This is a genomic window from Ensifer sp. 22460, assembly GCF_052044935.1.
In the GTDB taxonomy this organism is placed as follows: Bacteria; Pseudomonadota; Alphaproteobacteria; order Rhizobiales; family Rhizobiaceae; genus Ensifer.
In genome coordinates this window covers 231,744-245,050 of record NZ_JBQENZ010000006.1, presented here as the reverse complement: position 1 = coordinate 245,050, position 13,307 = coordinate 231,744, and the positions used below count along the sequence as shown (strand labels likewise).

9 protein-coding genes are annotated in these 13,307 nt (G+C 64.8%); 4 read left to right on the top strand and 5 right to left on the bottom strand.

Annotated elements, in window-relative coordinates; all coding sequences use genetic code 11:
- Positions 1-49: 49 nt before the first annotated feature.
- From ACTJKM_RS10025 to ACTJKM_RS10010, 4 genes are all read left to right on the top strand, one after another.
- A complete protein-coding gene (locus tag ACTJKM_RS10025) occupies positions 50-1,207 on the top strand; it encodes a M20 aminoacylase family protein (RefSeq protein ID WP_440660293.1) in 1,158 nt (385 codons plus the stop codon).
- A 24-nt stretch (positions 1,208-1,231) separates the two neighbouring features.
- Complete coding sequence (locus tag ACTJKM_RS10020; RefSeq protein WP_245296288.1) at positions 1,232-2,149, top strand: LysR family transcriptional regulator; 918 nt, start codon at positions 1,232-1,234, stop codon at positions 2,147-2,149.
- 207 nt (positions 2,150-2,356) lie between these two features.
- Positions 2,357-3,238, top strand: coding sequence for an NAD(P)-dependent oxidoreductase (locus ACTJKM_RS10015; protein WP_440660292.1), 882 nt, complete (start codon positions 2,357-2,359; stop codon positions 3,236-3,238).
- Positions 3,239-3,265: 27 nt separating this feature from the next.
- A complete protein-coding gene (locus ACTJKM_RS10010; RefSeq protein WP_113511521.1) occupies positions 3,266-4,798 on the top strand; it encodes an aldehyde dehydrogenase family protein in 1,533 nt (510 codons plus the stop codon).
- A 769-nt stretch (positions 4,799-5,567) separates the two neighbouring features.
- Here ACTJKM_RS10010 and ACTJKM_RS10005 read toward each other — a convergent pair.
- The 5 genes from ACTJKM_RS10005 to ACTJKM_RS09985 form a co-directional block, all read right to left on the bottom strand.
- Positions 5,568-6,527, bottom strand: a complete 960-nt coding sequence (locus ACTJKM_RS10005; protein WP_057251782.1) for a 3'-5' exonuclease — start codon at positions 6,525-6,527, stop codon at positions 5,568-5,570.
- Positions 6,528-6,885: 358 nt separating this feature from the next.
- Positions 6,886-8,787 (bottom strand): methyl-accepting chemotaxis protein, encoded by a 1,902-nt coding sequence (locus ACTJKM_RS10000; protein WP_440660291.1) that lies wholly within the window; start codon positions 8,785-8,787, stop codon positions 6,886-6,888.
- Positions 8,788-9,109: 322 nt separating this feature from the next.
- Positions 9,110-10,837 (bottom strand): acetyl/propionyl/methylcrotonyl-CoA carboxylase subunit alpha, encoded by a 1,728-nt coding sequence (locus ACTJKM_RS09995; RefSeq protein WP_440660289.1) that lies wholly within the window; start codon positions 10,835-10,837, stop codon positions 9,110-9,112.
- Between the two features lie 41 nt (positions 10,838-10,878).
- The gene (locus tag ACTJKM_RS09990; protein WP_440660287.1) at positions 10,879-12,480 is read right to left on the bottom strand and encodes a 5-oxoprolinase/urea amidolyase family protein; all 1,602 of its coding nucleotides are present in this window, start codon (positions 12,478-12,480) and stop codon (positions 10,879-10,881) included.
- Between the two features lie 7 nt (positions 12,481-12,487).
- On the bottom strand, positions 12,488-13,294 hold the full coding sequence (locus ACTJKM_RS09985; protein WP_058329794.1) for a putative hydro-lyase: 807 nt from the start codon (positions 13,292-13,294) through the stop codon (positions 12,488-12,490).
- Positions 13,295-13,307: the final 13 nt, after the last annotated feature.

The window sequence follows — 13,307 nt, the reverse complement described above, 5'->3', positions numbered from 1 at the left end:
CGGCCCGCGCAGGCCGGCCAGCCATCCCTTCATCGACAGGATGCAAACCATGACACGCCACGACATCAGCCCCGAACGCATCGAGGAAACGATCCGCTGGCGTCATCACCTGCATGCCTATCCGGAACTGGCCTTCGAAGAGCGGCAGACTGCGGCCTTCATCGCTGGCCGGCTGGCCGAATGGGGCATCACGGTGAAGGACGGCTATGGCGGCACCGGCCTCGTCGGCACGCTCACGCGCGGCACGTCGAGCCGCGCCATCGCCATCCGCGCCGACATGGACGCGCTGCCGATCATAGAGACGAGCGGCGTTGCCTATGCCTCGAAAACGCAGGGCAAGATGCATGCCTGCGGCCATGACGGCCATGTCGCAATGCTGCTTGCCGCCGCGCGGCAGGCAAGCGAAATGGATTTCGACGGCACGGTGCACTTCATCTTCCAGCCGGCCGAAGAGGCCGAAGGCGGCGCGCAGGTCATGGTCGCCGACGGGCTCTTCCGCGATTTTCCGGCCGATGCCGTCTATGCGTTGCACAATTGGCCGGCGCTCGACGTCGGCTCGGTGGTCGCGCGCGACGATGCGATGATGGCCGCCTTCGGCGTCTTCGAAATCGCCATCACCGGCCGCGGCGCCCATGGCGCCATGCCGCACGAGGGCGCCGACCCGCTGGTCGCGGTCGCCCAGATTGTCACCGCGTTGCAGACTATCGCCAGCCGCAACGTCTCGCCGCTCGACGCTGCCGTCGTCTCGGTGACGCAGATCCATGGCGGCGACGCCTGGAACGTCATCCCGGAAAAAGCCGTGATCCGCGGCACCACGCGCTGGTTCGACAAATCGGTCGGCAACACGCTGGAAACACGCATGCGCGTACTCGTCACGGCGCTTGCCGAAGGGCTCGACTGCAAGGCGGAGTTCGACTATCAGCGGCGTTATCCCGCCACGATCAACGACCCGGCTGCCGCCGCCCTTGTGCGTGCCATTGCCGCCGAGGACACCACATTGACCGTCGTCGACGCGCCGCCAAGCATGGCCGCGGAAGATTTTGCCTTCATGCTCGACGAACGCCCGGGCTGCTATCTCTGGCTCGGCGCCCGGCGCGAAGGCGCCAATCCCGGCCTGCATTCACCGCACTACGATTTCAACGACGCGATCATCGGTGAGGGCGTAAACCTCTGGACACGCCTCATCTCCACATCGCTTGGTCGTTGACCCCGAGGGGATTCCGTCGCATCCATGACCGCCATGGATGTACTCGACGCGAAAGCGCTCAGGATCTTTATGGCGGTTGCGCGCATCGGTTCGATCCGGGGTGCTGCGGAGCATATGGGGCTGGCGCCATCGGTCGTCAGCCGGCAGATCGCCGACACCGAGCGCGACATCGGCCTTTCGCTGTTCGAGCGCACCGCCCGCGGCACGGTCTTGACCGATGCCGGCGAACTGGTGCTCGAACACGGCAAGCGGGTACTCGAAGACAACGGACTGCTCGCCGAGCAACTCGACCAGATCCGCGGCGTGCAGCAGACCCGCATCCGTATTCGCTGCGGCGAGGGCTTCATGGCCGATCTGGTGGAAAACGGGCTTTCCTCGTTCTCCAGGGCGCACTCCTACGTGCGCTACATCGTCGAGCTCGGCAGCACCGAAGACGTGGTCGACGCCATCGCCAACAGCGACGCCGATATCGGCATCGCCTACACCCCCTTCACCGACCCGCGCATCCGGGCGCTGGCAATCGCCCGCCAACCGCTCTGCGTCATCGTGCCGACAGGTCACCCGCTGTCAACACGCCGCGACCTGAAGCTCGCCGATTGCCTGACCTCGTCTTGTGCGCTGCTCGGCAAGGGCAATGGCGTGACGCAACTGGTGGCGCGGGTGGCGGCCGATGCGGGACTGGCGCTGGCGCCGCTGCTCGAAACCCATTCGATCGAGGTGCTGCGCCGCTTCGTTGCCGCCGGCCTCGGCGTCACATTCCTGCCGCGCACGGCCGTTGCCGTCGAAATCGCGCGCGGGGCGATGCAGGCGATCGACCTCGCCGATCCGCTCTTACGCGAGGCGAGTGCCCACCTCATGGTGCGCGCCCACCGCCGCCTGCCGCTCTCGGTCGAAAAACTCGGCCAACATCTCGCGGAAGAAATGCAATCCTTCCGCGGCTGACGCATCGGCTCCGCGCCACCTCGCCCTTAGTTCTGAACGGCCGTCCACGGTTCTCGGCAGCTAAGCGCGCCCTCTCGGCGCCGCTGGACAACGCCGCAGACGTTGCCACGCCAGCAACGCATTGTACCAGGCGCGCCGTCTACCCGCTCGCCACCCCGCATGCCACCTTCGCCCGATCATCAGAACCAGACGAGGGTAGAGAAGATCATGACGGCGGAACGAACGACAGTGGGCGTGGTGGGATTGGGCGCCATGGGGCTCGGCATGGCGACGACGCTCGCCCGAGAGGGTTTCGCGGTCAAAGGTTTCGACCTTTCGGAAGCCCGGCGCACCCTTGCGGCCGAAGGTGGCGTTTCCCCGGTCGCCTCGCTCGCCGACGTCTTCTTCGATACCGATTTCATCGTCTTCTCTCTGCCGACCGCGAAGGACGTCGCCGCTGTCGTCGAGGCCAATCTCGAGGCGCTGAAATCGGCCAGCCCGCGGGTCGTGATCATCGACACCTCGACATCCGAGCCGGATGTCTCGCGTGATCTCGCCGCAGCCCTTGCCGGCCTCGGCCACGGCTTCATCGACGCGCCCGTGTCCGGCGGGCCGGCCGGTGCCGCAAGCGGCAAGCTGACGATGATGATCGGCGGCAGCGATGCGGACGTCGCCCTTGCCGGCCCCGTCATCGAGGCGATGTCGGCGAAGGCGCTGCATGTGGGTGAAAGCGGCGCCGGCAACGTCGCCAAACTTGTCAACAACCTGCTCGCCGCCGCCCATATGGTGACGACGGGCGAAGGCCTGAAGCTGGCGCTTGCGGCCGGGCTTGACGCGGAAGGGGCGCTGAAGGTGCTGAACGCCGCCTCCGGCAAGTCGATGATCAGCGAGGTGCATTTCCCGACCTGGGTGATGAACGGCCGCTTCGACAGCGGCTTCACCATGGGGCTGATGCGCAAGGACGTGCGGCTTGCGAGCGAACTTGCAGCGCGCACCGGCGCCGAGCTGCCGCTTTCGCGTGCTGTCGCAAGGCTCTGGGCCGAGAGCCCGCTCGACAATGCAGATGACTTCACCCGCATGGGCGCCTTCCGCCCCGTCAACGACAACTGATACCCAAGGGAACCGACGATGAACGACATGACCATGCCCGCCAAGGCCGAGCGCATCCGCGCTCTCTTTCACGGTTTCCTTCCTGGCACGGAAATCGGCAGCTATGTGGATGGCGCGCTTGTGCCCGGCTCCGGCGATGAGCAGAAGCTGACGGATCCGGCGACCGGCGAAGTCTTTGCCACCTTCAGGGATGCCGGCAAGGACGTCGTCGACGCGGCGATGCAGGCCGCAGCGCGTGCCCAGCGCGAGTGGATTTCGATGACCGCTTCGGCCCGTGGCCGGGTGATGAACGAGATCGCCCGCAATATCCGCGAGCGCGCCGGCGAGATCGCCGAGCTCGAAAGCCGTTCGGCCGGAAGACCGATCCGCGACATCCGCGGCGAGGCCGTCCGCGTCGCCGAAATGTTCGAATATTATGCCGGCTGGTGCGACAAGCTCCATGGCGAGGTCATCCCGGTGCCGACTTCGCACCTGAACTACACCCGGAACGAGCCGCTCGGCGTCGTCGCGCAGATCACCCCCTGGAACGCGCCGCTCTTTACCGGCGGCTGGCAGATCGCACCGGCGATCTGCACCGGCAACGGCGTCGTCATCAAACCGTCGGAACTGACGCCGCTCAGCACGCTGGTGCTCGGTGCGCTCTGCGAGGCGGGCGGCGCGCCGCGTGGTCTCGTCAACGTCATCGCCGGCCAGGGCGTGACGGCAGGCCAGGCGATGGTCGCGCATCCGAAGACGGCACTCGTCGTCTTCGTCGGTTCGGCGCTGGCCGGTTCGGCAATTGCGGCGGCGGCCGCAAGGAACGTCGTGCCCTGCATCCTCGAACTCGGCGGCAAGTCCGGCAACATCGTCTTTGCCGATGCCGATATCGACCGCGCCATCGTCGGCGCTCAGTCGGCGATCTTCTCCGGCGCCGGCCAGAGCTGCGTTGCCGGCTCGCGCCTGCTCGTCCACCGCTCGGTGCATCAGCAGTTCGTCGAGCGCTATGCCGAGGCCGCCGCGCGCATCCCGGTCGGCGATCCCTATCTCGAAACGACGCAGATCGGCCCGATCAACAATGCCCGTCAGTGGGCGAAGATCGAGGAAATGGTCAAGCAGGGCGTGGCGGAAGGCGCCACGCTTGCGACCGGCGGCGCCAAGCCAACGGCACTTCAATCCTCCGGCGGCTTCTATTTCGCCCCGACCATTCTCGACAACGTCAAACCGGAGATGACGATCGCCCGTGAGGAGGTCTTCGGCCCTGTCGTCGGTGTCACCGTCTTCGACGATGAAGAAGAGGCAATCACGCTCGCCAACGACAACCCCTATGGCCTTGCCGGTGCGGTCTGGACCCGCGATGTCGGTCGCGCGCATCGCGTTGCTTCCAAGGTACGGGCCGGAACCTTCTGGATCAACGGCTACAAGACGATCAGCGTCATGTCACCCTTCGGCGGTTTTGGTCGCTCCGGCTATGGCCGTTCCTCCGGTCGTGATGCCTTGATGGCCTATACCCAGACGAAGAGCGTCTGGGTTGAAACAGCAGAAAATCCGGCCATCGTCTTCGGCTATGCGCCGGAAACGTGATCGATACGCAGTTTAAACGAGAAGCGGCCGGCATATGCCGGCCGTTTCTTTTTGCTAACTGAAATCTGGGCAGCAGCCTCAGAAATCAACCGAAGCCGAAAGCATGAACGTGCGTGGTGCGCCGGCCGAGAGGAAGCCACAGGCAGACGATGCCCAGTAGTTCTCGTTGAAAACGTTCTCGACCGTCGCCCGGAATTCCAACGGATTGCCGTTTTCTCGCGCGCGCGCCGAGATTAACCCGCGTCCAGTCCGAAACCTTCTGCGTGTTCGCCCGATCATAATAGCTGCTGCCGGTGTAAATGACGCGACCCGTGAGCGTCAGGTCCTCAAACCCAGGGCATATCGTATTCGCCGTAAAGGCTGATCACCGTTTTTTTGGGACGCCCGTGACGCTCTTGCCGTCGTGCAGGCCGCCTTGTGTCTTTGCCAGCTCGACATCCATGAAAGTAATGCCGCCAAGCAGACGAAGACCGTCCATCGGCTCACCGAGGGCAGAGAGCTCAAGGCCACGATTGACCTGAAGGCCGCTCATCGAGAAGAGGCGGGTCGGTGAAGCAGTTAGGCTGCCGGATCTCGAACAGCGCCGCACTGAGCATCATCGGGCGCGACCGAGGAGAAAGGCGCCGCCAGTGCAGCCCGGTGCCAGCGCTGGCGCTACGATCGGCAGGTTGCCTTCATACAAAGGCCGGCAGAAAACGGGATAATTTGATTGACAGGGGCCGCGTCCACGCAAGGTCTACCCTGGCGATCCCGCGTGCTCGTCTGATTGTCAGGCGCGGAACCGATCGAAAGCGGTCAAGCGTTTGATCGGCGGATCGGCTTCATTCCAGCGATAGATCTCCGAGCGCAGATAAAGGAGCTCGTCCTCAAGCGCAGCATCGGCGATCTCGATCCACCAGGATTTCGGACGGCCGTCGCTTCCGTCAGACCAGCGATAACCGCGCGCTTTCAGATGGTCCTTCATGTCGAACGGGCTGTTCTCCGCGAAAATGCGGATGCGCGTTCGCTGGCTTGCCTGATAAAGCTCGGCAAAGGGCGTGTTTTCGGAGCCGCCATCCTTGGCAAGGACTTCGAGCAGGGCGAAACAATCGTCGACCGCCCGGTGGCCGTCGTGGAAATAGCCGGCCTGCCCGATCAGATAACCAAGTTTCGTGCCTTCGAAGCCGCGAGAGGACCAATCGACCTCAGAGACGGAACAGGCCCATGCCTTTCCTTCGAAGACGGGTGAAAAGGCCTCACAGAAGGGACGGTCGAAGCCGGCATTATGCGCGATGACAAGGTCCGCTCTTTCCATCAGCGTCCGTATCTCGGCGAGATCGATCGCCTTTCCCGCGACCATCGCATCGGTAATGCCGGTCAGGCGCGTGATGTCCGCAGGGATCGGATTGGCCGGTTGCCGCAAACCGCCATAAACGCCCGTCACATCGCCGAGGTTCCCCTTCTCATCGAAGGTAAAAGCGATCAGCCCGATCTCGATAATCTCGTCCTTGCGATTGTTGAGCCCAGTGGTCTCGGTATCGAGGATGACGCCTTTCAGCGGAAAGCCGGGACGAGCAACAGGCACCACGGCGCGCGGCACAAGCCGCTGCAGCAGGCGGTAGCGGCCCGTCGCCTGAAGGTGACGGACCATATCTTCCTCGTTCAACGAGGTCCTCTTGACCGCTGACCCGCCGCCTGCCTTTTTGGTAGCTGCCTCGTTCGAAGCAAAGAGGTCGAACTGCTGCGTCATTCGGTTGTCCCGCAAATCAACGACTCACACGTGTGCCTTCCAGAATAGCCGCTAACAGCGCTTCACAGCAATTCAGGAAGAATGATGGAGCCACCACCCGCGCAAGCCCCGCGGGCCGACCGGGTTTGTTCTCGCAAACGGGGCCGGCCGAACCGACGCGGCGCTATCGGCGGGTGGGAAGGAGCGTCTTCGCCAGACGCACCAGCGCCCGGATCCCCGGGGGCGGCAATGCGGAGACTATCGCCCCTCTGAAAAGCCTGCGGCGGCCTCCGCGCCCTGCCCCGCAAATGCAGTGCAGGAAGGACAGTGCCGCCGCAGATATGGCTTCACTTGAGCGCGTGTAACTTTCGCCCCTCGATCAGGCCGCCCGGCTCCAGCTGTCGCGTGCACTCTGCGCTTCGAGCTTGAACTTCGCCAGCATCGTACGGAGCTGGCGGCTTTCTTCGGCAAGCGTGCCGCTTGCCGCCGTCGTTTCTTCCACCATCGCCGCGTTCTGTTGGGTCATCTGGTCCATGTGGTTGACCGAGGTGTTGATCTCCTGCAGCGCCGTCGCCTGTTCGCGGGCGGCCGTCGCGATCGTATTGACGTGGCCGCTGACATTGTTGACCAGCGTCTCGATCTCCAGCAGAGCCTCACCGGTGGAGCGCACCAGCGCCACGCCATTCTCGACTTCCGACGCTGAGCTGTGGATCAGCGTCTTGATCTCCTTTGCGGCGTTGGCCGAGCGTTGCGCCAGTTCGCGCACTTCCTGGGCGACGACGGCGAAACCACGACCCGCCTCGCCGGCGCGGGCCGCTTCGACGCCGGCGTTTAGCGCCAGAAGGTTGGTCTGGAAGGCGATCTCGTCGATCACCGAGATGATCTGGTTGATGCGGTTGGACGAATCCTCGATCCGGCCCATGGCATCGACCGCGCTGCGCACGATCGCGCCGGATCGGCCGGCACTGTCTTTGGTGGCGCGCACCATTTCATGCGCCTCATTCGCCCGCTCGGAAGCTGTGCGCACGGTCGAAGTGATCTCGTCGAGAGCGGCGGCCGTCTCTTCGAGCGCTGCGGCCTGCTGTTCGGTGCGCTTCGACAGATCGTTGGCGGCAGAACTCAGCTCGGCAGAGTTGTCGTTGATGGTGCTTGCCGCGGTGCGTACGTTCTGCATCGTCGAGCGCAGCGTCACCATCGTCTGGTTGACGTTCGTCTGCAGTTCGGCGAATGCGCCGTGGAATTCGCCACGCATGGTCTGCGTCAGGTCGGCATCGGCGAGTGCGGCGATCACGCGGCGGACTTCGTTGACCGTTTGGTCGACGCTCGAGACGAGCTCGTTGACGCTCGATGCGAAGCGGTTGAGGTCGTCGTTTTCATAGTCCTTGGTGATGCGGCCGGTGAAGTCGCCGGCAACGGCGGAAGCGACGACGACGCTGATGTTCGACTGCAGGTCGCTGCTGCGGGCATGCAGTGCGGCTTCCTGCGCCTTCATCGCGCGCATGGCAATGCCGTTCTTGCGGAAGACTTCGACGGCACGGGCCATCTCGCCGATTTCATCCTGGCGCGAGACATCGGTACCGTTGCCATCAAGCTTGCCGTCGGCAAGTTCGCTCATGGTCGAGGTGAGTTCGCGCACCGGCATGACGATACCACGACGGGCAACGAAGAGGCTGACGCCGACGCCGAAGAGGACGCAGGCCGCAGCGGCGGCGGCCAGGATGGTCATCGCGACGGAAGAGGAATTGAGCGCTTCGGAGCGGGCGGCGGCGAGCGCGTCGCCGGAGTAGGTGCTGTAGGTCTTGACCGTCGCCGTCACCGTCTTTTGGGCTTCGAGCGCCTTGTCGAGTGCCGCCTTGACGGCGCCAGTGTTTGTGCCCTTGTCGGCGGCAACCGCGATCATCGCGCGGATCTCGTCGAAATAACTGTTGAGCGTGATGCGGATGTCGTTCAGCAGCTTGTCTTCCGCATCGTCGGCAACAGCCTCGATCTTCGTCAGACGGCCGAGCATTTCCCCGGCGCGCTTCTCGGTTTCCTGGACGAAATCGGCGGCTTTCTCGGGCGCTGCAGCAAGCTGGTAGGTCATGCGGCTGATGGCGATGATATCGACGCGCAGGTCCATCGCCTCGCGTGCTGCCTCTTCGCGCGCGCCGACGTCGATGATGGTCGCGCCGAGAGAGGAAAGACCGCGCGCACCGGCAAGCGCGATCAGAATGGAAGATATGCCCATGACCACGACCACAAGGCCGACCTTGGTCAATATCGATAGGTTCTTGAACGTCACTGCCGTGACTCCTGTGATGTCGCGATCGCGTTGTTGGGAGGGGACATGGTCAGCCAGACCGGCGGGAGGAGGACCGGCTGTTTGCGTGCGCTATTTAGGAGGAATTGCAGCGCGCACTGACCGATAAGTACGTAGTAATCTTGCATTTAAATTACGGTTAAAAAAGCAATCGCGGCTTTTCGGATATACGCATGGAAGCCGGCACCAGGTGTAAAAAACAAAGCGGGCGGACGATCGCTCGTCCGCCCGCAGACCACCGCAGCAGTCTTGGGAGATCATGCCTTGCCGTCGCCCGCGCAGCGGGCGTGGCCAGGGGTCGAATTCAGTCCTCGAAGCGGGCGATTTCCGCTCCGGCCTGCAGATAGGCGCCGGCCTCGGTGCGGATCCGGATCTTGCCTGCCCGCGATGCCGTGACCTGGGTTTCCATCTTCATCGCTTCCATCACCGCGATCAGATCGCCGGCGGCGACGTCCGCGCCATCCTCGACCTTGAACGCCTGCAAGGTGCCGGAGATCGGAGCGGTTATGCTCGCCGCATCCTCTGCCTTTGCCGCCGCCAGGCTGGCGCTTGCGCCAGCGAGGCCGCCGACACCAGCGAGCAGCGTTGCCGGAATGCCGAGCGCATGGCGCTTGCCATCAATCTCGACATGGGTGCGGATCAGATGCGCGTCGGCAACCGGCTCGGGCCGGGCCGCGGCGGAAAGGCGAGCGGCGAAATCGGTCTCGATCCAGCGCGTATGCACCTTGAAGCCGCTCTCTCCGACAAACTCTTCCGTTTCGATCGCGGCGCGATGGAAGGGCAGGACGGTGGCGATGCCCTCGATCCGGAATTCCTTCAGCGCGCGGCGGGCGCGTCTCAACACCTCCTCGCGGGTGGCGCCCGTGACGATCAGCTTTGCCATCAACGAATCGAAGGTGCCGGGTACCGTCGAGCCCGCCATGACGCCACTGTCGAGCCGGATGCCCGGACCCGAAGGCGCCTCGAATGCCGTGATTGCGCCCGGCGTCGGCAAAAAGCCGCGGCCCGGATCCTCGGCATTGATCCGGAACTCGATCGAGTGGCCGCGCGGTGCAGGCGTTTCCGTGACCCGCAGCGGCAAGCCGTCGGCGATGCGGAACTGTTCAATGACGAGGTCAATGCCGGTCGTCTCCTCGGTCACCGGATGCTCGACCTGGAGACGCGTGTTTACTTCGAGGAAGGAGATCGTGCCGTCGACGCCGAGCAGGAACTCGACCGTGCCTGCGCCCGCGTAGCCCGCAGCCGCACAGATCTTCTTTGCGGCGTCATGGATCGACTGGCGCTGGGCGTCGGACAGGAACGGCGCCGGCGCCTCCTCGACGAGCTTCTGGTTGCGACGTTGCAGAGAGCAGTCGCGGGTGCCAAGCACCAGAACGTTGCCGTGCTTGTCCGCCAGCACCTGCGCCTCGATGTGGCGCGGGCGATCGAGGAACCGCTCGAGGAAGCACTCGCCGCGGCCGAAGGCGGCCTTGGCCTCGCGCACGGCGGAATCGTAGAGTTCCGCCACTTCCTCCATCTTCCAGGCGACCTTCAGGCCACGGCCGCCGCCGCCATGGGCCGCCTTGATGGCAACGGGCAGCCCGTGCTGTTCGGCAAAGGCGATGACTTCGGCGGCGGTCTCGACTGGGCCGTCGCTGCCGGCAACCAGTGGCGCGCCGACACTCAGCGCAATGCGGCGTGCCTCGACCTTGTCGCCAAGCGCTTCGATGACATGCGGGTCCGGGCCGATCCAGATGAGGCCGGCATCGATGACGGCGCGGGCGAATTCGGCCCGCTCCGAAAGAAAGCCGTAGCCGGGATGGACGGCATCGGCGCCGGAGCGCTTGGCGATGTCGATCAGCTTGGCGATATCGAGATAGGTCTCGGCCGGGCGGCTGCCCGAGAGCCCATAGGCTTCGTCGGCCAGCTTGACGAAAATCGCGTCCATGTCCGGCTCGGCATAGACCGCGACCGATTGCAAACCGTGGTCGCGACAGGCCCGAATGATGCGCACTGCAATCTCGCCGCGATTGGCAATCAGGACTTTCTGCATGGATGTCTCCTCACTAATTTCTGGGCGGCCGGGTTGCAGTCTCAGGCCCGTGTGGGCCGAACATCCGCAAACGTCGTCACGGGCCGGAAGCGGATCTGGGCATTGACCGGGATCTGCCCGGCGAGATCGAGATGGTATTCGGCGACCGTGCCGATGACCGGGTAACCGCCGGTGAGCGGATGGTCGGCGAGGAACAGTACCGGCTGACCGCTATGGGGCACTTGGATGGCGCCGGTCGCCGTTCCCTCACTCGGCAGTTCCGCCTTGTCCCTGCGCTCGAGTGCGGTTTCACCGGAAAGGCGGATGCCGACACGGTTCGACAGCGGCGTCACCTGCCAGAGCTGACCGGAGAGGCTGGCGATGCCCGCATCCGTAAACCAGTCGCTGCGCGGACCCATGATGACGTCGAGCGTCACGGTCTCTCCGGAAGCGGGAAAGGCGAAAGCTGGCGTTTCGGTCAGCGAGACGCTCGCCAGCGCCCCGGTTTCGTCTTGAACCGTCAGGACCGTGCCCGCCGTAACGGGGCCTGGGCCGACGACGGCGAGCGTATCGGTCGAGGCGCTGCCGAGCACCGGCTTCACCTTCAAGCCGCCGCGGATGGCGAGATAGCTGCGCATGCCGCACGATGCATGGCCGAGCGTCACGACGTCGCCGGGCTCCAGCGAGACCGGCTGATAGGTCTCGGCGGTGATCGTGCGCCCGCAAGCGTCGCGGATCGAAATCGGACAGGGCGCGCCGGTGAGCGCGATGACCGTACGGCCCGACGCTTCGAAGGAAAAGCCGCCGAGAATGATTTCGAGGCAGGGCGTTCCGGCGGCATTGCCGACGACACGGTTGGCCGCCTGCAGCGCCCCACGGTCGAGCGCGCCGGAGGAAGACACGCCCTGACCGGTCTGGCCGAAGCGCCCGAGATCCTGGATCAGCGCCGGCATCGGCGCGGCCAGCACCTTCAGCGTGACCGCGTCTGCAGCGATCGCGGCCGAAGCGCTGTCCAAAGCCTTGACCGGCGTGGCCAAAACCGACACCGACCGCTTTTCGAGATCGAAAAAGCGCACCCGGTAGCCGGGCTGGAACAGCGCCGGCGGATCGCGCGACAGATCCCACATCTTTTCCGGCGTCGTGCCGATGATCTGCCAGCCGCCGGGGCTCGCCTGCGGATAGACACCGGAAAAGGCGCCCGCCAGAGCGACAGAGCCGGCCGGGATCCGGGTGCGCGGGCTTTGGCGGCGCGGCACCTGAAGCGCAGGATCACCGCCGACGAGATAGCCGAAGCCGGGCGCAAAGCCGCAGAAGGCGACGGTAAAAGTGCTGTCGGTGTGGCGGCGGATGACCTCCTCGACGGAAAGGCCGGTCAGTTCAGCCACATCGGCAAGGTCTTCGCCGTCATAGCGAACCGGGATTTCGACGAGTTGGTCGGAAGGCGCGATACGGGCGGAGAGGTCGCGGGTGGCGATATCTCCGGCCAGCCGCTCAGCCGTGAGCTTTTCCGCGCGAAAGCGGATCATCAGCGTGCGGGCAGCCGGCACCATGTCCACGATGCCCTCGACCGGATCGGTTTCGAGCGACGCAAACAGCGCCAGCGTCTCGTCGAGATCGGCGAGTTCGACCAGAAGGGTCGTCAGGTTGACGGGAAGGAAGCGCATCGGATCCTCAGGTGTGATAGGCGGTGTCGGGAATGTCGGTGATGAACATATGCCCGGGCGCGTGGGTGATGGCAAAGGGAACGCCGGACGCCATCACGGCCGCCTGCGGGGTAACGCCACAGGCCCAGAACACCGGGATCTCGCCGGGCTCGATCCTGACCGGATCGCCGAACTCCGGCTTCGCCAGATCCCGGATGCCGATTTCTTCCGGTGCGCCGATATGGACCGGTGCGCCATGAACCGCCGGAAACCGTCCGGAGATCGTCGCCGCATCGGCGACGCGGCTCGCCTTGATCGGCCGCATGGACACGACCATATTGCCATGCAGCCGGCCGGCCGGACGGCAGGCCCTGTCGGTCAGGTACATCGGCACGTTGGTCTTGTCGGTGATGTGGCGGATCTCGATCCCCGCCTCGACCATCGGCGTTTCAAAGGTGAAGCTGCAGCCGATCAGAAAGCTGACGAGATCAGGGTGTTCCGCCCAGGCGGCAGTCGCATCGGCCGTTTCCTCGGCAAGCTTGCCGTCGCGCCAGATCCGGTAGAGCGGCAGGTCGGTGCGCAGATCCGCACCGGGCGCCAGCAGTGTCGCATGCGAGCCGGGATCGGAAACGTCGAGTACCGGGCAGGCCTTGGGATTGCGCTGGGCGTAAAGCAGGAAATCGAAGGCCCAGTCTCGCGGCAGCACGATCATGTTCGCCTGGGTGAAGCCGGGCGCAACCCCGGACGTCGGCTCGACGCTGCCGCCGCGGTAGCGCTCACGCGCCAGGCGCGCCGGTCCCGCATCGATGTGGCCGAGGTTCTCGATCGCAATCATGATTTCCTCCCGG

Coding starts and splice junctions, on each gene's coding strand:
- ACTJKM_RS09985 (WP_058329794.1), bottom strand. CDS start 13,294: ATGATTGCGATCGAGAACCTCGGCCACATCGATGCGGGACCGGCGCGC.
- ACTJKM_RS10025 (WP_440660293.1), top strand. CDS start 50: ATGACACGCCACGACATCAGCCCCGAACGCATCGAGGAAACGATCCGC.
- ACTJKM_RS09995 (WP_440660289.1), bottom strand. CDS start 10,837: ATGCAGAAAGTCCTGATTGCCAATCGCGGCGAGATTGCAGTGCGCATC.
- ACTJKM_RS10015 (WP_440660292.1), top strand. CDS start 2,357: ATGACGGCGGAACGAACGACAGTGGGCGTGGTGGGATTGGGCGCCATG.
- ACTJKM_RS10010 (WP_113511521.1), top strand. CDS start 3,266: ATGACCATGCCCGCCAAGGCCGAGCGCATCCGCGCTCTCTTTCACGGT.
- ACTJKM_RS09990 (WP_440660287.1), bottom strand. CDS start 12,480: ATGCGCTTCCTTCCCGTCAACCTGACGACCCTTCTGGTCGAACTCGCC.
- ACTJKM_RS10020 (WP_245296288.1), top strand. CDS start 1,232: ATGACCGCCATGGATGTACTCGACGCGAAAGCGCTCAGGATCTTTATG.
- ACTJKM_RS10005 (WP_057251782.1), bottom strand. CDS start 6,527: ATGACGCAGCAGTTCGACCTCTTTGCTTCGAACGAGGCAGCTACCAAA.